We start from the raw sequence: 20,533 nt of genomic DNA on the forward strand, positions 1-20,533 counted from the left end.
ACCTCTCAAAAGGTAAAATATTTGGGCGGGGAGGCTTTTACTCATGCTATAGGATATATTAATCCAGTGTATGGACTTACAGGTCTTGAAAAAAAATACGATCAAGAGCTTATGGGGACTCAAACAGGAGCTTCGAAGTTGTTCTCCTTTGATAAAGAGGAGGAGAATAAGGTTGGAAATAGTTTAAAAACTACACTTGATTCTAAACTTCAGAAAGTAGCTTATGATGAACTGGTTAAGACAAAACTAAAGGGCGCCGTTGTGGCCCTTAATCCTAAAACGGGTGAAGTTTTGGCCATGGTGTCATTGCCATCTTATGACCCTAATAATTTGGCTAAAGAGTGGAGTGGAATACTTGCAAATAAAGATGTACCACTACTTAATAGAGCGGTATCAGGGATGTATCCGCCAGGGTCTATATTTAAAACCATTACTGCTATAAGTGCTTTAGAAAACATTCCTGATGTTTACAATAGGGAATTCGAGGATAATGGTAAGTTAGTCTTCAATGAAAGTTCATCTTTGGAGAATGCTGGTAAACATGCTTATGGAAATATTGATTTTACTGGTGCCTATGTGCATTCTAGTAATGTAGTTTTTGGTACTTTAGGTATTGAATTAGGAAATAATGCGCTTAAAGAAACGGCAGAAAAGTTTTACTTTAATAGAGATACTCCAGCGCAGGGTTTAACAATAGAAAATAGCAGATTTCCTTCTTACAAAAGTAATGAGAAAGGCAATATTGCACAAAGCGCTATAGGGCAGGCTGCGGTTTTAGCTACTCCTATGGAAATGGCATTAGTTGCAAGCACTGTTGCTAACGATGGCGTTATGATGCAACCTATGCTTGTTAGCGAAATAATGAATAGTAAGGGTAAATCTCTAAAGAAAATAGAACCTAAATCAATGGAAGAAGTAATGTCAAAGGAAAATTCCGCAATTATGAAAGATTTAATGAAAGGTGTAGTTACTGAAGGCACGGGGACAAGTGTAGCTATTCAAGGAATAGAAATTGGTGGAAAAACAGGAACTGCGGATCATAATGATTCAAATGGCAAAGCGATGACAGCACATTCCTGGTTTGTTGGCTTCGCGCCTTATGAAAATCCTCGGATTGCCATAGCTGTAATAGTAGAAGAAGGTGGATATGGTAGTGGAAAGGCCGCCGTTATAACTAAGGCACTTATCAGTGCTTATTTAAAGTAATAATAAAAATACACGAACATATGTGCATAATAGTGATATAATACAGTCAGATATGAAAACATTATCTGACTGTATTATATTTTGTAGAAAAAACGCGCACCATAGGTGATGACGAGATAGAGAAGGTGACTATAGATGACAGGGAAGACCCATGCGGGTATTGGTGGTATGATGTATGTAGCAATTTGTAATAAATTGCCCGGGAAATTTACTTATATTGGTCTGATTGTGGTTATTTTAGCCTCAATACTTCCCGATATAGATCATCCTAAAAGTATGATTAATAAGTACATATTACCATTTAAAAATAAAAAGACTAAAGTGACTATATATGTTTGTTTGGGGATAATAATACTATGGTTTGATTTCTTGTATACTAATGAAATTGCCCTTAAATCTTTGGCAATATCATTTATAATTATTGGGTTTTCGACTCATAGAAATGGACTTCTACATAGTTTAACAGGAATGATGTTATTTATGATATTGATAGGATATACTTGTAGTAAATACTCACTTCCGCCACTTGTGTATCCATTTACTATAGGATTTGGATCTCATTTAGTAGGCGATATGTTTACTAAAATGGGGATTCCACTATTTTATCCCTTTTTAAAGAAAAAATTCAAGTTTCCATGTACCTATCAGGTGGGATCTAAAATAGGTGGAATTATAGAAGGAATAATTATGGTATTTGGGCTGATATATACAGCTTGTGTACTTCCAAAAATACTGTGATAAATTAATGCGGGTCAATGATTTGGACTAGACTTAAAAGGGGGTTTCAAATGTGTTTGATTTTGAATATCAACTAAAGATTCTTCCGGAGGTACCTGGAGTTTATCTTATGAGAAATAATCTTGGTGAAATAATATATGTAGGCAAGGCTAAAATACTAAAAAATAGAGTGAGACAATATTTTCAAAGTTCAAAAAGCCATTCTGAAAAAGTAAGAGCCATGGTGAAAAATATAGCTGAATTTGAGTATATAGTAACGGATTCAGAAATGGAGGCACTAATACTCGAGTGTAATCTTATTAAAAAGCATAGCCCAAGATATAACATTTTGTTAAAAGACGATAAGCACTATCCTTTTATAAAGATAACTATTAATGAGGAATTCCCAAGGGTTTTTGTAACTAGAAATATTGCAAGTGATGGATGTAAATATTTTGGACCCTACACAGATTCAGCAGCAGTATATAGCGTTATGGAGCTTATAAAAAAAATTTTTCCGCTTAGAACTTGTAAGCGAACAATTAAAGAGGAACTACCTAATACAAGGCCTTGTTTGAATTATCATATTGGCCTTTGCAAAGCCCCTTGTGCTGGGTTTATAAGCAAAGCAGATTACGGGAAAATAATAAAAAATACGGTGGATTTACTTACGGGGAAAGATAAGAATATAAAAATTGGGCTAAGGCAAGAGATGGAAGATGCATCGCAACGTTTGGAATTTGAAAGCGCAGCTATGTTTCGAGATAAAATTATAGCTATAGATAAAATAAATGATAAGCAAAAGATTGTAATAGGGAATTGTGAAAATGAAGATTTTATTAATTTATATATTCATGAAAAAGATGTTTGCCTCCAGGTATTTTTTCTTAGAGATGGGAAGATAATAGGAAGAGAACATTTTATATTAGATGATGCAGCAGATGAGTTAGGAAGTGAACTTATAGAAGGATTTATAAAGAGATTCTATGGGGGGACGGCATTTATTCCTAAAACAATATATGTTCCTTTTATTAATGAGGGCGAAATTTTGCAGCAGTGGCTTAGCGACAAAAAAGAAGCAGTCGTTACTATTAAAATTCCGCAAAAGGGAGAAAAGAAAAAGACATTAGATATGGTGGAAAATAATGCTAAGCTAACACTAGAAGGATTTAAGTTAAAAGACAAACATGATAAAGAAATTCAAAAAATAGCATTGCAGGAGCTTGCAGTCTTATTAAATTTTGATGAAATACCGGATAGAATTGAATCCTACGATATATCAAATATTATGGGCGTAGATTCTGTAGGTAGTATGGTGGTATTTGAAAATGGAAAACCAAAAAACAGCGATTATAGAAGGTTTAAAATAAAATCTGTCATAGGAGCAAACGATTATGATAGTATGAGAGAAATTCTAGAACGAAGGTTTATTCGTGGTCTTCAGGAAGTAGAAAAGATAAAAGAGAGAAATTTAGAATTAAGCAAGGGTAAATTTTGCGTTTTCCCTGATTTGATTTTTATGGACGGGGGCAAAGGGCAAGTTAATGTTGCCTTAGAGGTTTTAAGTAGTCTTAACATTAATATACCTGTTTGTGGTATGGTAAAGGATGATAAGCACAAAACTAGAGGTCTGATATATAATAATATAGAGTTGATTATGAAAAGCAATTCTCAAAGTATGCATTTAGTTACTAGAATACAGGATGAAGTGCATAGATTTGCCATTACTTACCACAGGACACTTAGAGATAAAAGAACGCTATATTCTATATTAGATAATATACCCAATATAGGAGAAAAGAGAAGACGAGAGCTATTAAAAAAGTTTGGTAGTATTGATAATATAAAAATTGCGAGTAGCACTGAACTAATGGAGACACCTTCAATGGATAGTAAGGCGGCGGAGTGTGTTTTAGAATATTTTAAAAATAGTAAATAACGAAAGAGGTGGAATATATGAAATACGTAGTTGATGCACATACTCATAGTATAGTAAGTGGTCATGCTTATACCACATTGCTTGAGAATGTGAGAGCGGCAAAGGCGAAGGGCATAAAGATACTCGGAACAACGGAGCATGGTCCGGAAATGCCAGGGGGACCGCATCTATTTTATTTTGGTAATATAAGAGTGATACCTAGAGTCATAGATGGAGTGACTATACTAAGAGGTTGCGAAGCAAATATTATGGATTATGATGGAAATTTAGATATTCCGGATTATATTGAGAAAAAGTTAGATTTTATGATTGCAAGTTTACATGATGTGTGTGTAAAACCTGGAACAGCGCAGGAGAATACTAGGGCAATTATAGGGGCTATGGATAATCCCAATGTTCATATTATAGGACATAGTGGAAATCCTGTTTTTCCAATATGCAAGGAAGCTATGGTAAAAAAGGCATTGGAGAAAGATATTATAATTGAGCTAAACAATAGCTCTCTTAAAGGTTCAAGAAAAGGAAGTGAGGATAATTGTTTTAAAATTGCCATGCTTTGCAAGGGATATGGAGTTAAAATAATTATAGGCAGTGATGCTCATACTTGCTTTGATATAGGGGATTTTAACCTTGTGCATGAACTTTTAGAAGAAATTAATATGCCCGAGGAATTAATAATGAATAATGATGAGATTAAACTGTTGAATTATCTTAAGAAAAAGGGTAAGATAAAGGAGTTATAATTTTATACTACTAATAATATGGTTTAGGCTATAAGAGTATAAAAAATATTAATTTTTTCAAGGAGTTGAATATGAAGCGATATGCGGAATTAATTAAAAAATTAGATGAAGTAGTAGATAGAGCAAATATAAAATTACAAGAACATATGAAAAACCATACTTATTTTAAAGTAGGCGGACCAGCTGACATTTTAGTAACACCAGAAGACGTTAATCAAGTTTCAGCTGTAATAAAAATTTGTAATGAAAATAAAATTAATTATTTTTTGATTGGTAATGGGTCTAATTTGCTAGTGAAAGACGGTGGAATTAGAGGAGTAGTTATAAAGTTATCTAATCTTAATAAAATCGACATACAAGGAAATAAAATAATCGCGGAAAGTGGAGCTACATTATACGATGTGGCGCAGCGAGCTTTAGGTGCAGGACTTAAAGGCATGGAATTTGCAAGCGGGATTCCAGGAAGTATTGGTGGCGCGGCAGCTATGAATGCTGGGGCTTATGATGGCGAGATGTCTATGGTTATGGAAAGTATGTTAGCTATTGATACTGAGGGTAACTTATTAAATTTAACTAACGGTGAAATGGAGCTTTCTTATAGAAGTAGTGCAATTTTAAAACACGGTCATGCAGTAGCGCGTGTTACTTTATGTCTTCAAGAAGGAGACAAAGAAGTTATAAAAGCAAGGATGGACCATCTTGCAAAAATAAGAAGTGATAAACAACCACTAGAATATCCTTCGGCAGGCAGCACATTTAAGAGGCCAGATGGTCATTATGCAAGTCTTCTTATACAAGAATGTGGTTTAAAAGGAACGAGCGTCGGAGATGCTCAGGTTTCTGAGAAACATTCTGGATTTATTATTAATAGGAAAAACTCCAGTGCAAAGGACATTTTGGACTTGATTCTTATTGTACAAAATCAAGTTGAAGAAAAATTTGGAGTGAAACTTTACACTGAAGTAAAGATTTGGGGAGAAGATTTACAACACTAAATATAGGCATCTATTATAATAAAAACAAGAATATTTAATGCACAGCAAGTTAAGCTTCTGTGCATTTTTTTATGATTAAGTATACACAAATGTGTTATAATTAAAGAATAAAATTGTATTAGTAAAATAGATTTAAAAAATATATTATATAATTTTTTAGAGGAGGTTTTTTTAATGAGATTTCTTATATTGACAGGATTATCAGGTGCAGGTAAAACACAAACTATACGGAATCTCGAGGATTTGGGCTTCTTTTGTGTGGATAATTTACCACCTACAGTAATACCAAAATTTGCGGAAGCGTGTTATCAAACTAACGGAAATATAGATAAAATAGCACTGGTTATAGATATTAGAGGTGGAAAGTTTTTCGACGATTTATTTGAAAGCCTAACCTTTCTTAAAAATGAAGGGTATAAGTATGAAATTTTATTTTTAGAGGCTTCGGATGAAGCACTTATTAAAAGATATAAAGAGACAAGAAGAAAACATCCACTAGCACCAGAGGGAAGAGTTTTAAATGGAATTGCGTCTGAAAGAAAAAAACTTAAGGATGTACGTGAGCGTGCTGACCATATAATTGATACAACTAAACTTTCGGCAAGGCAGCTTAAAGAAAAAATAAATAATCTTTACAGTGAAGAAGGTCAAATAGAAACTAAAATTATAATAACTGTGCTTTCTTTTGGGTTTAAATATGGAATACCTGTGGATTCAGATTTAGTATTTGATGTTAGGTTTTTGCCTAATCCATATTATATTCCTGAGCTTAAGCAGTATTCCGGTAATGATAAACCTGTTAGAGATTATGTATTAGATTTTGAAGGGACTAAAACATTTGTAGATAAGCTCCAAGATATGTTGATTTATCTGATTCCCAATTATAAAAAAGAAGGAAAAAGACAACTCATAGTTTCTATAGGTTGCACAGGTGGAAGACACAGATCTGTAGCTATAGCCAATAAGATCTATGAAATATTAGAGCATAGTGGCTATAAGGTTAATATAGATCACAGAGATATAAATGAAGATGTAAATAGAGGGAAAGGTAAGTTATGATTCTAAGGGATTTTTTTAAACTTTCAATTAATATAAAAAGATGGATTCTTCTAGGGATTTTCGGATTTATTTTGACGTTTTTTGGAATCGTTGAGTTTGTAAACAAAAAATATTTTTCCCCTACAGAAATAGGGTTTTCGGTATTATTAACAGCGCTTGGAGCGCTAAGTATATATGTAGCACTAGTAAAAATTGTTAAGTATTTTATTACGCTAATAAATACAGCGAATCTATATGGTGCTTTTGATCCTACAAAGCTAGGTGACCCAGCATATAAAAATAGGATTCTTTTGAAAGGGCCCAAAATTGTAGTAATCGGAGGAGGTACTGGCTTATCAACCATGCTCCGTGGGTTAAAGAAATATACCCACAATATAACTGCAATAGTTACAGTAGCAGATGATGGTGGGGGGTCAGGCGTTTTAAGAGAAGATTTGGGGATTCTTCCTCCAGGTGATATTAGAAATTGTATTTTGGCTTTAGCGGATACTGAGCCACTATTAGAGGAATTATTACAATATAGATTTAAAGATGGTAGACTTAAGGACCAAAGTTTTGGGAATTTGTTTTTAGCTGCAATGGATGGGATTTCAAATAATTTTGAAGAAGCTGTTCAGAAAATGAGTTCGGTACTGGCTGTAACAGGAAAGGTTATTCCAGTTACGTTAGATAATATGATTTTAAAGGCAAAGCTTAAAAACGGAAAAATAATCTGTGGAGAATCCAATATACCTAAAGCTGTCTTAGAATACAATAGTACAATTGATGAGGTTTTTATAGAACCTAAAGATGCTAAAGCAATTAAGGAAGCGTTAAGCGCCATAAATGACGCAGATGCAGTGATAATAGGTCCTGGAAGTCTTTATACTAGTATTATTCCAAACCTGCTAGTAAGGGAAATACGAGATGCAATACGGAAAACAAAAGCATTAAGAATTTATGTTTCCAATATCATGACTCAACCAGGTGAAAGTGATAATTATGGTGTTAAAGACCATATTGATGCTATTACTAAACATACACACTTTGAGGTTATTGATTGCGCTTTAGTAAACGTAGGAAAAATAAGTAGTGATTTAGAAGATTTATACCTAAAGGATAATTCTATTATGGTTAATATAAATGAAAAAGAAGTTACAAAGCTTGGCATAAGAGTAATTAAGAGCGATTTTGTTAAGGTGATAAAAGGCCATGTGAGACATGATGAAGATAAGCTTGCTGCTATTTTAATGGAAACAATTATGGATAAAAAATTATTCTATGACAAAAACAAATAATAGATTACTTTTACGTGTCCCAAGGTCTAAAGGAAAATAAAGATAATAAGGAGCAGAATAATGTCATTTTCGTCTAAGGTAAAAAATGAAATTTGTAGATTCACAGAAATGAGTAAGAAAGAAGCCATGGCTGAACTGGCAGCAATAATGAAGGTTAGTGGAACAATTGGACTTGGGTCAAGTAAACAAATAAATTTTCAAGTAACTACTGAAAATCCTGCTATAGCGAGACTTATTTTTAAATTATTAAAGGAACATTTCGAAATTCATCCTAGGCTCCTTGTTAAGAGAAGTAATTCTCTTAAGAAAAACAATGTTTATGTGGTTATAATTACAGAAGAAATGGGAGTAAAAGAACTTTTAAAGGAAGTGGCAGTACTAGAAGATGGGAATTTCTTTTCAATAGATTATACTATACCAGAAAGGCTAATTGATGCTGAGGAATGTAAACGTAAGTACATAAGAGGTGCCTTTTTAGGCGGCGGAAGCATTAGTAATCCAGAGAAAAATTATCACGTAGAATTTGTTACACATGATAATGACTATGCATTAGAACTTTGCACACTTATTAATAGTTATGGATTATTTGCAAAGATAATTCAAAGAAAGAGTAGTTATGTAATTTATATTAAAGAGGGTGAGCAGATTGTTGACCTGCTTAATATAATTGGTGCACACACCTCATTATTATTCCTTGAGAATGTAAGAATAATGAAGGAAATGAGAAACAATGTTAATAGGCTTGTAAACTGTGAAACTGCAAATCTTAGTAAGACAGTAAATGCATCGGTAAGACAAGTGGAAAGTATTAAATTAATACAAAGGGAATTAGGTTTCCGGAGACTTCCTAAAAATCTAAGGGAGATTGCAGAGCTCAGAATGGAATATCCTGATGAATCATTAAAAGAACTTGGTTCAATACTTGAGCCGCCAGTGGGCAAATCTGGGGTTAATCACAGATTAAGAAGGATAGAGAAGATTGCTGAAGAATTAAGAAGCGAAGGAAGGTTCTAAATCTTATGTCAAAGCGTGAAGAGATTATTAATTATATTCAGTCTCTAAAAGTTGGAACAAAAATATCAGTAAGGCGAGTAAGTAGTGAACTTGCTCTTAGCGATGGTACAGTATATAGAACTATAAAAGAAGCTGAAGAAATGGGTATTGTAAGCACTATACCTAGGGTTGGAACCATAAGAGTGGCTAAGGTAGATAAGAAGAATATTAAAAGTTTAACTTATGCTGAAGTTACTAATATCCTTGACGCAACAATTTTAGGTGGAAATGTAGGCATAAACAAGAGTTTAAATAAATTTATAATAGGTGCTATGAATGTAGAAAACATAAGTAAGTATATAGGGCCAGGTTATTTACTTATTGTTGGAAATCGTGAAGAGGTACAACAGCTTGCCCTTGAAAATGAATCTGCGGTACTTATTACTGGAGGATTTGATTGTAGTGCAAAAATCAAGAATTTAGCTAATAAAAAAGGTATACCAGTACTATCTTCTACGTATGATACTTTTACAGTAGCAAGTATGATAAACAAGGCTATTTATGAAAGCATGATTAAAAAGGAAATTATTTTAGTGGAAGATGTTATGGATGTTAATATTACCTGCCTTATGGGTACTGATACTGTTGCTATGCTTAGAAAAATAATGGCAAAAACTAATCATGAGCGATATCCAGTGTTAGATGAGAATATGAGGCTTATTGGAATAGTGACTTTAAGAGATCTACAAGGACACAATGACGATAATGAATTAATTGTAAAAATTATGAACAAGTACCCTATAAGTGTTACTCCTAAAACTACTGTAGCTTATGCCGCTCATATTATGGGGTGGGATGGAATTAAGATTTGTCCTGTGGTTCAGAAGAAGAAGGTAGTGGGGGTTCTAACTATAGAACATGTTATAAGGGCAATGGAGTTTGCACTAAGGCAGCCTCAAATTGCAGAAACTATAGAGGATCTTATTTTAAACAGTTTTAGTTGCACTTCTGAGGGAGAGAGACTACATTTTAATGGGCAGGTTATCCCTCAAATGTTAGACCCTATTGGAACGGCTTCTTGGAGCTCACTAAATATGCTATTATCAACTATGGGGATAATGGCACTCAGACAAAATAATAATATTAATATTTCAGTGGATAGTATATCTACATATTTTCTAAAGCCAGTACAAATCGGTAGCGATATAGATATATATACAGAAATTCTTGATAATGGTAGAAGCTTTTCTAAGGTGGAAATTAGTATGTACAATAAAAACAAGGAACCTGTGGCAAAGGCCATGATTTCAGCTAAAATATATAAAAAAGTATAAATATAAGGAGGAATTATTATGTTTACTCATATAGTATTTTTCAAGCTAAAGGAAAAGAAGCAAACAAGCGAGGCTAGAGATATTCTACTTAGCATGGAGGGGAATATACCTCAGCTTAAGATCATTGAGGTGGGAATTGATGTGATGCATACTGGGCGGTCTTACGACTTAGCACTAATTACTAGGTTTGATTGCCTAGAGGATATGGAAACATACGCAGTGCATGAGTATCATGTAAATAATGTTCTAAAGTATTTAAAACCTATGTTAGAAGATTCTAAAATAGTGGACTTTGAGAGTTAAAGGCTACAATTAATTAGTATTATAACAAAATTATGCGATAATTTATGGTTTGAGGGGAAGTGAAAAATATGCACCAAAAATCAGAGAGTGAGGATCTAGGAAGTTTTGTACATCTTCATGTTCATACGGAGTACAGCTTACTAGATGGATCAGGAAAAATTAAAGATCTTATATCTAAAGCCGTAGAACTAGGGATGAAGAGCATTGCTATTACAGATCATGGTGTTATGTACGGATGCGTAGAATTTTATAAACAGGCAAAGGCGCAAGGCATTAAACCTATTATTGGTTGTGAAATATACATAGCAGCTAAATCCATGAATATAAAGCAAACAGATAGAGAAAATCAAACTCACCATTTAGTGCTCCTAGTTAAGAACGAAGTGGGTTATGAAAATTTGATGAGGATAGTATCAGCGGCTTCCATTGAGGGTTTTTATTATAAACCAAGGGTTGATCATGAGTTTTTGATGAAACATAGTGAAGGGATAATCGCTAGTAGCGCTTGTCTTGGTGGTGAGGTTCAAAGTTATCTTCTTCATGATAATTATGAAAAAGCTAAGGAAATAGCACTTCAATATCAAGAAATATTCAAAGATGGTTTTTACTTGGAATTACAATATCATGGCATGCAGGATCAACTTAAGGTAAATGAACTTTTAGTTAAAATGTCTGAGGAAACTGGAATTCCTTTAATTTGTACAAATGATACTCATTATATTGTGCAAGAGGATGCTAAGGCTCATGATGTACTCCTATGTATTCAAACAGCAAAAACTGTGGATGAAGAAAATAGAATGAGATACCCTTCTGATCAATTTTATCTTAAATCTCCAGTCGAAATGGAAAAAGCCTTTGCTTATGTCAAGGATGCTTTAAGGAATACAGTGAAAATTGCAGAGTCTTGTAATTTTGATTATGAATTTCATGTATCTAAGCTGCCAAGGTTCCCACTACCTGAGGAGGTAGATCCTTATGGATTTCTAAAGGAATGCTGTTACAAGGGTATAGGAGAGTTGTATGAGGTATTTAGTGAAGCTGCCGGAACAGGTTACTCCATAGATAGTATTAATAAAATAGCCGAATTGAATGTGGATGCTAAGGGCTATGTAGAGAGGCTGCAGTATGAGCTTGATATAATAAGACAAATGGGTTTTGTAGATTATTTTCTTATAGTATGGGATTTTATGAAATTTGCAGTGGAACATGATATTCCAACTGGTCCAGGTAGAGGTTCTGCGGCAGGATCTATAGTGGCTTATTCTTTAGGCATAACTAAGATAGATCCTATTAAATACAATTTAATTTTTGAACGATTTCTTAACCCGGAGAGAGTTTCGATGCCAGATATAGACTCGGATTTTTGTTACGAGGGACGTCAAGCAGTAATTGATTATGTAGTGGAGAAGTATGGCAAGGAGAATGTGTCCCAAATCATAACATTTGGAACCATGGCTCCTAGAGCTTGTATAAGGGACGTTGGAAGGGCTATGAATTATTCTTATGCAGAGGTAGATAGAATTGCTAAGATGATTCCAACTGTAATTGGTATAACTATAGATAAGGCTCTCGAGATGAATGGCGAGCTTAATGCCTTATATGAGGATGATGAACGCGTTGAAGCACTTATAGATATAGCAAAGGCACTAGAGGGACTTCCAAGGCATAGCTCTACTCATGCAGCAGGTGTGGTTATTGCCTCAAAGCCACTTGTGAACTATGTGCCTCTTCAGAAAAACGATGAAATGATAGTAACGCAATTTCCTATGGGGACCCTTGAGGAGCTTGGCCTTTTAAAGATGGATTTTCTAGGGCTTAGAACACTTACAGTTATGAGAGATTGTGTGGATTTTATATTCGACAATCGAAATGTTAGCATAGATTTGGATAATTTGGATATTGAGGACCATAAGGTCTATAAGATGATTGGGGAAGGGAAAACTGTAGGTATATTCCAACTTGAATCTGCAGGAATGACCAGCTTTATGAAGGAACTTAAACCTGACAATTTAGAGGATGTTATTGCGGGAATAAGTTTATATAGACCGGGTCCTATGGCGGAAATTCCACGCTATATAAGAAATAAAAATAGTATGGATAAGGTGGAATATGAAACTCCAAGGCTTGAGGAAATATTAGGTGTTACTTATGGAGTAATGGTGTATCAAGAACAGGTTATGGATATTGTTAGAAAACTTGCAGGATATTCCATGGGAAGATCTGACCTTGTACGTCGTGCTATGTCTAAAAAGAAACATAAAGTTATGGAAGAAGAAAGGTATAACTTCATCAATGGAATAGTTGATACAGATGGAAACATTGAAGTAGAAGGATGCCTGCGTAATGGGATTACAGAAGTGGCGGCAAACCGTATATTTGATCAAATGATGGATTTTGCGTCGTATGCATTCGTATTTTAATCATGTACTGTATAAAATACTTACACCTTGCTAAAAATATTTGTGAGGTGAAAGTATGAAAGTTAGTGGTAAGTTACCATACAATAAATTAGGCGAATGTGATAGACAAATAGTTATAAGCACTTATTATGATAAAGCACATTTGATGTTTGATGAAATATCAGATATGTTAAATATATCCGAAAGAGCTATATCAAGGGTTTTGAAAGATGCTGGAATAAATACAAAGAGGCTAAACAGGTATACGTTAAATGAAAGTTTCTTTGAAAATATAGATAATGAACAAAAGGCATATATTCTAGGTCTTTTATATGCGGACGGATATGTAGGTGATGAGCACTTTAACAATATTGTTTTGGGATTAAATGATAGAGAAATATTAGAACAAATAGCCATACTACTAGATTTTACAGGGACAATTAGAAAAAGTAAAAAAGGTGGATTTAAGAATTCAAAGGAAGGCTATGTTTTAAATTTTTCATCTGAAATAATGGCTAATTCTCTGAGAAATATAGGACTGTACCCTAATAAATCATTAACGTTGAATAATATACCTAATATACCAGAAGTCCTTCTTAGACATTTTATAAGAGGATATTTTGATGGAGATGGTAGTATCATATTAAGTAAACATAGTAGCTACCATAAGGTTAGCTGTGTTACTAAAAAATATGAATACCCAGCATATACGTTTATGATATTAGGAACAAAGGAGTTCATAGAGAAGATAGTAATCATAATGAATTTAAGCCATTATATAATTACCAACACAAAAACTGAAGAAATTAAGTGCTTAAGAGTAACTGCTAAGTGTGATGCACAGTACTTATTTAATTATTTGTATCATAATTCGACTATATATTTAGAAAGAAAATACAGTAAATGGTTAAAAGTTTTGAGTGCCTTTATGAAGTAATTTATAAAGAAAACAGGGTGAATTGCAGGAAAAATCTTAGAGCCTTAAATACTAACTTATGCTAGTAATAGACATAAGGTCAATGGGTAATGCCAAAGGTATAGTAAAAAGTTTAAGGATTGGTTAATCCGCAGCCAAGAGTCCTAGTAATAGGATTAAGGTTCAGAGACTAGGTTAAGGAATCCTAATCAACATAAATATGTTGATGGATGGTAAAAACCCACGAGTGCCCTGTACCCCAATAATTAGCAAGTAAATTATTAGGGTAATGAGATAGTCCGATACTCTGTAGAGATATAGAGAGATAAGGATAAACAGCCTTATTGTAAATAAATGTCAATAAATCCCATGCTGCAGCTTATGCTGTTGTAGGTTACCAAACAGCTTATTTAATGTGTTATTATCCAACAGAATTTATAGCTGCTATGCTCAACAGCGTAAAGGGTGCTAGTGAAAAAATAGCCTTTTATACTAGGTATGCAGTGCAAATAAACATTGGAGTTCTTCCACCTAGCATAAACGAAAGTTTTGCAGGATTTACTGTAAAAGGTGACACTATAAGGTTCGGTCTTACAGCCCTAAAAAATGTAGGAGTAAATGTAATAGATAGTATTGTGAAAAATCGTGAAGAAAAAGGTAAGTTTACAGGATTCATGGATTTTTGTAATAAAATAGATACTTCTTGTGTAAACAAAAGAGCGGTAGAAAGCCTTATTAAGTCAGGTGCCTTTGATGATTTTAAAGTTCATAGGTCACAACTGCTAGCAATATATGAAAAAGTATTGGATGGAGTAAATAGTGATAGGAAGAGAAATATCTCGGGACAAATAAATTTATTTTTAGATTTTGAAAATGATTATAATAATTTCGAAATAGAGTATCCTAATATTAAAGAATTTAAAAAGAAATACCTTTTAGCTATGGAAAAAGAAATGACAGGAATATATTTATCTGGGCATCCACTAGACGAGTATGAAGAGACTCTAAATATACAAACGGATACAAGGATATCTGACATTGTTGTGGAGGAAGGCCTTGAAGATGGTAACGCCATACTTAGTGAAAGCTTTAAACTTCAAGATGGTGATAAAGTTATTATCGGTGGCATAATATCATCTGTTTCTAAAAAAATGACTAAAAACAATGATATGATGGCTTTTATTAATTTAGAAGATTTATACGCCAGTGTAGAAGTTATAGTTTTTCCTAAGACCTTTGAAAAATGTAAATCCTTAATGGAAGAGGATGAAATAGTTATAATAAAAGGGCGAGTAAGCATTAGGGAAGAGGAACAACCAAAGATATTATGTGAAGATGTTAAAGCACTAGTAAGAATTAATAGTGAAAAAATTTACATATTAGTAGAAAATGAAATTATGATGAAGGATGCACTAAAAAAGATAAAGCAGAACTTAGCTATTTATAGAGGAAGTACTGCAGTTTATCTTTGCACAAAAGAGCCAAGGAAAATGTATGCTGTAGATAAAGCCTTTTGGCTAAGTGAAGAATTAGATACCATGGAAGTTCTAAGAAATATATTCGGAAAAAACAACATAAAAATACAATAAAGGACTCTGTTATACAAAACAATATGGGAGAATTATTTTTCTCCCGTTTTTAGCCATTTAAAGGTTTCAATGCCACAATGCTAGGGTAGTTAGAAAAAAAATATTTTTTTTTGCGAAAAACGTTGAATATTTTAAGAATTTTGTATAATATTAGAGTATAAGAGTATTTTGGATAGTAAGGTATTTTTTTTAGATGACAGGGGTGGATTATAACCATAGTGGGACCTAATCTGGCCCTGTGGGACAAGGATTAAAATATGAATAATTATTTTGTACCTTAGACAACGATGAAAATTTATAAAAAGAAATATAAGGAGGAATGTTTATGAAGACGATAGCGGTACTAACAAGTGGTGGAGATGCGCCAGGAATGAATGCAGCACTTAGAGCCGTAGTTAGAATGGGTATATATAAAGGTATAAAAGTTATGGGGGTACAAAGAGGATACAGTGGACTTATAAATGGCGAATTTTTTGAAATGAATAGACATTCTGTATCGGATATAATCCACAAAGGTGGAACTATTCTTAGAACTGCTCGTTGTGAAGAGTTTAAAACTGAAGCTGGAAGAACAAAAGCAGCTAATGTGTTAAGAGTATTTGGCATAGATGGCCTTGTAGTAATTGGAGGAGATGGATCTTTTGCAGGGGCGCAACTTTTATCCGAAATGGGCATTGCAACTGTTGGAATTCCTGGAACTATAGATAATGATTTGCCGTATACTGAATATGCCATAGGATTTGATACAGCTTTAAATACAGTACTTGATGCTATAAATAAAATTCGAGATACTTCAAGTTCTCATGAAAGAATTAGTGTAGTTGAGGTAATGGGAAGAAATTGTGGAGATATAGCCTTGTATGCTGGGATTGGTGGCGGAGCTGAAAGTGTAATAATTCCTGAAAAAGGGTATGAAATTGATGAATTATGCAAAACTATATTTGAAGGTAAGATAAGAGGTAAGATGCATAACCTAATAATGCTTGCTGAGGGTGTAGGTGGAGCAAATGAGCTTGCAAAGCAAGTTGAAGAAACAACTGGAATTGAATCAAGAGCTACAATACTCGGACATATTCAAAGAGGTGGAAGTCCAAGTGCATTCGATAGAATGCTAGCATCAAAAATGGGAGTAGCAGCTGTAGAAGTGCTTATAGAAGGCAAATCAGGACGAGTAATTGGTATGAGGGATGGTAAAATATTTGATGAAGACATTAATACTGCACTAGATATGCCTAGGGTATTTAATGAGGAACTTTATGAAATATCAAAGATTCTTTCTTACTAAATTATATAATAGATAATGTTAAAATAACTTAACAAACGATTAAAACACAAAAAAATATTTTTTAATGAGGAGATTAATTTATGAAAAAAACTAAAATTATATGTACAGTAGGACCAGCAAGTGATAATAGGGAAATTATAAAAAGTTTAATTGAAGTGGGAATGGATGCTTCAAGGCATAACTTTTCTCATGGTGATCATGCAGAACATAAGATAAGAATGGATTTAGTAAAGGATTTAAGGGCAGAACACAATAAGCATATTGCTATAATACTAGATACTAAAGGACCAGAAATAAGAACGGGAAATTTTGCAGCTGGTAAAGTTGAATTAAAAGAAGGAGCAAAATTTACAGTCGTTTGTGGTGAGGAAGTTGTTGGAGATGAAACTATTTGTTCAGTAACATATGAAGAATTATATAAAGATGTTAAAATTAATGATACTATTTTAATAGATGATGGCTTAGTAGGACTTCTAGTTAATGATATAAAAGGAAAAAGAATTGACTGCGTAGTTGCAAACACTGGTATGATAGGTAACCATAAAGGAGTTAATGTTCCAGGAGTTTCAATAAATCTGCCTTCACTTACAGAGCAAGACATTGAAGATTTAAAATTTGGTGCTTCACAGGAAGTTGATATTGTTGCAGCATCTTTTGTAAGAAAAGCTGCTGATGTACTTCATATAAGACGTGTACTTAATGAAAATGGCGGAGAAGATATACAAATATTCTCTAAGATTGAAAATAGAGAAGGGGTTAATAATATCGATGATATTATTAAATTCTCTGATGGTATTATGGTTGCAAGAGGAGATTTAGGAGTTGAAATTCCTACTGAAGAAGTTCCTATAGTACAAAAAATGATTATTGAAAAATGTAATGTTGCTGGAAAGGCAGTTATAACAGCTACTCAAATGTTAGATTCTATGATGAGAAATCCTAGGCCAACTAGAGCAGAGTCCTCAGACGTAGCAAATGCTATATTTGATGGTACAGATGCTATAATGCTCAGTGGTGAAACTGCTAGTGGTAAATATCCAGTAGAGACAGTAATGATAATGTCTAAAATTGCACAAAGCGCTGAAGAGGCTCTTGATTATACGCAAAACTTAAAGAAAAAGAGAAAACAGCATATTCCGAACGTTCCAAATGCTATTAGTTTAGCCACCTGTAGTACAGCTATGGAGCTCAATGCTTCTGCCATTATTACTGCAACTCAAAGTGGTAATACAGCTAGAAAAGTTTCAACTTATAGACCTGAATGTCCTGTTATAGCAGTTACTCCATATGAAAAAGTTGCTAGAAGTCTCGCATTAAATTGGGGCGTAATTCCAATATGTGCAGAAAAATCTAATTCTACAGATGAACTTATAGATAAGTCTGTTAAAATTGCATTACAGTCAGGAATTGTAGAAAAAGGAGATTTAGTAGTTATTGCTGCTGGAATTCCAGTGAATTTTGTGGGTAGCACAAACATGATGAAGGTTCATATTGTTGGGAATATATTACTTCAAGGTAAAGGTAATATAGGTAAATCAGCATATGGAACAGCTCATTATGCAAAAAATACACATGAAGCTACTGACACTATGAGAGATGGCGATATCCTAGTAGTGGAAACATTGACCAATGATTATTTGGATATAATAGATAAGGTTTCAGGAATTATTGTAGAGCAAGGAGAGCCTAGTGCAAATGTTCTTATAATATGCACAGCTAAAGAAATCCCTATAATATATAATGCAAAGGGAGCAACGGATATCATTAAAACAGGTTCATTTATAACAATGAACACAGCTAGAGGAATTGTGTACAGTGGTAGAGCTAACACAAAATAATTAAAAAATTGTAAAAAAACTAGTTTTTAGATTAAAAAAGATTGCCATTAAACTGGCAATCTTTTTTTAAATTATAAATAAAGTAAATATTAGCAATTAATTGTATATTTAAAACAATTATGGTTAAAACTATAAATATGAATAAAACAATTTGGCAACTGATTTATTTTATAGCACCTATATGGTGCTTTTTTTTATTTTTACGCCATTTTTATTTTTACACTTATTATATTAAAGGGTTAATTATTCTGTTTTATTTTTGAGTTTAAAGAACCATACATAATAGGTTCTAGTACAGTAAAAAGTAATAAAAAGTGAAATCCAGGTTATATACCAAGTCCAATGTATGTATTGTAAAATATCTGTATGTTTTTCTACGTATACTTCTACAATTGTAATTGCAGTACAGTAATAGCAATAGTACATAAACTGACCAAAGAGTTTTTTATTTTGGGGGTAGTTAACATTGAAAATTGCACAAAGAGAAGGATATATAAAATATTCAAAGCTAAAACTTGTTTTAGTGGCATATGGAAATAGCCTAACTGGATATTCTATAAGTTTATACTGCACTACAGCTAAACCAAGTACCCATGTAAGAACTTGTTTGAAGAGAAATGCAACATGTGCTTCCCGAATTTTGTTTTTAGGGATAAACTTGAATAACAATCCTATTGTTATAATCCATCCAATAATGTCTAATATATAATCTATGTTCATAATTAATTCCTCCGATAACAATGTAAATTATAATAGTGATCTTGATCAATACTACCGTATACTGTTATATGGTATTTGCATTAAAAAGAATAAAATATGAGGACTTATAAGTGCAATACCCCAAGCATACAATGGCTTTTTATAATGAAGATATACTACCGAGAACAATATATAATTAAATATAGTAGAAAACCACATGTTCCAACCGTTAAAATGAGCGAAATATCCGAGCTTTATACCAATCCATTCTGCTATAGTAAAAATAGCAACATAATATGAAATATGAGTTATGATTTTTATTGTTTTTTCAGGAAAATTAGGAATAAATAACATTACTATACTTGGATATACTGTTATACAAATAAATAAATCACAGAACGTGCTATTTAATATTTTTGTTTCATACTGCCATAACGTATGATTATACGTTAAAAGATTACAAATAGCATCACTCAAAATAAAAAATAAAATTGTTGAATAATATCTTCTCCAATTTCTCCAATCCCCAAATTTATAGCACACAACAATAGATATAACTGCAAGCAATATATAATACATAAAAGCACCTCCCTAATATGAATACTAATGATAGTTAGACCTATAATTAGTAATGCCCTAATTTATTTTAATTATAAATTAGGGCATTTTTATAAAGTATGTTATTTGTCCTTTAATTTTTTATTTAATTTAAGTAAAAGTCACTTTGATTTTCAATAGATTGGTATAAAAAAAGCTAAAATTACAAACTATAATTAAAAATAAGTGTGAGGAGTGGTGAACATGAGTGGAACTTTAAGTTGTAGTGCTGCAAATTGTGTTAATAACATGTCTGGAGTATGCTCAGCAATGACTATTAATGTTTTTGGGTCAAATGCTCATAGTAGTGAAAAAACACAATGTGAAACATTTGTAGAAAAGGGAATAAAGAATGCTTTATCGAATGCATTAAATATGAATGTACTTGGTGAAGTGAAACAAGCATTTAACAGTGAGTCTATCGTTATGAGTCCAAATATCAGGTGTAATGCTTCAAGTTGCATGCATAATGCAAATAGTCTATGTGCCGCAGATAATATTATGGTCAGTGGAATGGGTGCTATAACAAGTGACCGAACAAAATGTGAGACATTTAAAGAATAATGAAAGTATTTTGCTGTTTATTATATTTATTTTTTAAATTTATAGTATAATAAATTGTAAGCTATAAAAATAAATAATAA

At 32.9% G+C, this 20,533-nt stretch carries 16 protein-coding genes and 2 pseudogenes; 16 read left to right on the forward strand and 2 right to left on the reverse strand.

Going from position 1 to position 20,533, the window contains the following annotated elements; genetic code table 11:
• The 15 genes and pseudogenes from ACJAX4_RS06900 to pyk all read left to right on the forward strand — a co-directional run.
• Positions 1-1,206 (forward strand): peptidoglycan D,D-transpeptidase FtsI family protein (locus ACJAX4_RS06900; RefSeq protein ID WP_435788718.1); only part of this gene is annotated, 1,206 nt, incomplete at its 5' end.
• Between the two features lie 135 nt (positions 1,207-1,341).
• Positions 1,342-1,944 (forward strand): metal-dependent hydrolase, encoded by a 603-nt coding sequence (locus ACJAX4_RS06905; RefSeq protein WP_435788719.1) that lies wholly within the window; start codon positions 1,342-1,344, stop codon positions 1,942-1,944.
• A 52-nt stretch (positions 1,945-1,996) separates the two neighbouring features.
• Positions 1,997-3,862: an excinuclease ABC subunit UvrC gene (uvrC, locus tag ACJAX4_RS06910; RefSeq protein ID WP_435788720.1), complete on the forward strand. Its 1,866-nt coding sequence runs from the start codon at positions 1,997-1,999 to the stop codon at positions 3,860-3,862.
• A 17-nt stretch (positions 3,863-3,879) separates the two neighbouring features.
• Positions 3,880-4,605 (forward strand): phosphatase, encoded by a 726-nt coding sequence (locus ACJAX4_RS06915; RefSeq protein WP_435788721.1) that lies wholly within the window; start codon positions 3,880-3,882, stop codon positions 4,603-4,605.
• Positions 4,606-4,676: 71 nt separating this feature from the next.
• Positions 4,677-5,600: a UDP-N-acetylmuramate dehydrogenase gene (gene murB / locus ACJAX4_RS06920; protein ID WP_435788722.1), complete on the forward strand. Its 924-nt coding sequence runs from the start codon at positions 4,677-4,679 to the stop codon at positions 5,598-5,600.
• A gap of 174 nt (positions 5,601-5,774) precedes the next feature.
• A complete protein-coding gene (gene rapZ, locus ACJAX4_RS06925; protein WP_435788723.1) occupies positions 5,775-6,659 on the forward strand; it encodes an RNase adapter RapZ in 885 nt (294 codons plus the stop codon).
• Positions 6,656-8,013, forward strand: a pseudogene (locus ACJAX4_RS06930) (gluconeogenesis factor YvcK family protein). Before rapZ ends, ACJAX4_RS06930 begins: the two are co-directional and overlap by 4 nt.
• Positions 7,997-8,950, forward strand: coding sequence for a DNA-binding protein WhiA (whiA, locus tag ACJAX4_RS06935; protein WP_435788724.1), 954 nt, complete (start codon positions 7,997-7,999; stop codon positions 8,948-8,950). Before ACJAX4_RS06930 ends, whiA begins: the two are co-directional and overlap by 17 nt.
• 5 nt (positions 8,951-8,955) lie before the next feature.
• Positions 8,956-10,263 carry a DRTGG domain-containing protein gene (locus ACJAX4_RS06940; RefSeq protein ID WP_435788725.1) on the forward strand — a complete coding sequence of 436 codons (1,308 nt, stop codon included), beginning with the start codon at positions 8,956-8,958 and terminating at the stop codon, positions 10,261-10,263.
• A gap of 18 nt (positions 10,264-10,281) precedes the next feature.
• Entirely contained in the window at positions 10,282-10,566 is a 285-nt protein-coding gene (locus ACJAX4_RS06945; RefSeq protein WP_435788726.1) for a Dabb family protein, read from the forward strand.
• 68 nt (positions 10,567-10,634) lie between these two features.
• Positions 10,635-12,977, forward strand: a pseudogene (locus tag ACJAX4_RS06950) (DNA polymerase III subunit alpha); the annotation flags it as partial.
• Between the two features lie 64 nt (positions 12,978-13,041).
• A complete protein-coding gene (locus ACJAX4_RS06955) occupies positions 13,042-13,902 on the forward strand; it encodes an LAGLIDADG family homing endonuclease (RefSeq protein WP_435788727.1) in 861 nt (286 codons plus the stop codon).
• A 392-nt stretch (positions 13,903-14,294) separates the two neighbouring features.
• Positions 14,295-15,470, forward strand: coding sequence for an OB-fold nucleic acid binding domain-containing protein (locus tag ACJAX4_RS06960; protein WP_435788728.1), 1,176 nt, complete (start codon positions 14,295-14,297; stop codon positions 15,468-15,470).
• 325 nt (positions 15,471-15,795) lie between these two features.
• Complete coding sequence (gene pfkA, locus ACJAX4_RS06965) at positions 15,796-16,755, forward strand: 6-phosphofructokinase (RefSeq protein ID WP_435788729.1); 960 nt, start codon at positions 15,796-15,798, stop codon at positions 16,753-16,755.
• Positions 16,756-16,835: 80 nt separating this feature from the next.
• The gene (pyk, locus tag ACJAX4_RS06970) at positions 16,836-18,593 is read left to right on the forward strand and encodes a pyruvate kinase (protein ID WP_435788730.1); all 1,758 of its coding nucleotides are present in this window, start codon (positions 16,836-16,838) and stop codon (positions 18,591-18,593) included.
• 243 nt (positions 18,594-18,836) lie between these two features.
• Here pyk and ACJAX4_RS06975 read toward each other — a convergent pair whose 3' ends face one another.
• Positions 18,837-19,313 carry a CBO0543 family protein gene (locus ACJAX4_RS06975; RefSeq protein ID WP_435788731.1) on the reverse strand — a complete coding sequence of 159 codons (477 nt, stop codon included), beginning with the start codon at positions 19,311-19,313 and terminating at the stop codon, positions 18,837-18,839.
• Between the two features lie 51 nt (positions 19,314-19,364).
• Positions 19,365-19,871 carry a CBO0543 family protein gene (locus ACJAX4_RS06980; protein ID WP_435788732.1) on the reverse strand — a complete coding sequence of 169 codons (507 nt, stop codon included), beginning with the start codon at positions 19,869-19,871 and terminating at the stop codon, positions 19,365-19,367.
• 222 nt (positions 19,872-20,093) lie between these two features.
• Here ACJAX4_RS06980 and ACJAX4_RS06985 point away from each other — a divergent pair, with 222 nt between their 5' ends.
• Positions 20,094-20,453, forward strand: coding sequence for a DUF1540 domain-containing protein (locus ACJAX4_RS06985; protein WP_435788733.1), 360 nt, complete (start codon positions 20,094-20,096; stop codon positions 20,451-20,453).
• The last annotated feature ends 80 nt before the right edge of the window (positions 20,454-20,533 follow it).

Source organism: Clostridium sp., assembly GCF_051278035.1.
Classification (GTDB): domain Bacteria; phylum Bacillota; class Clostridia; order Clostridiales; family Clostridiaceae; genus Clostridium_AD.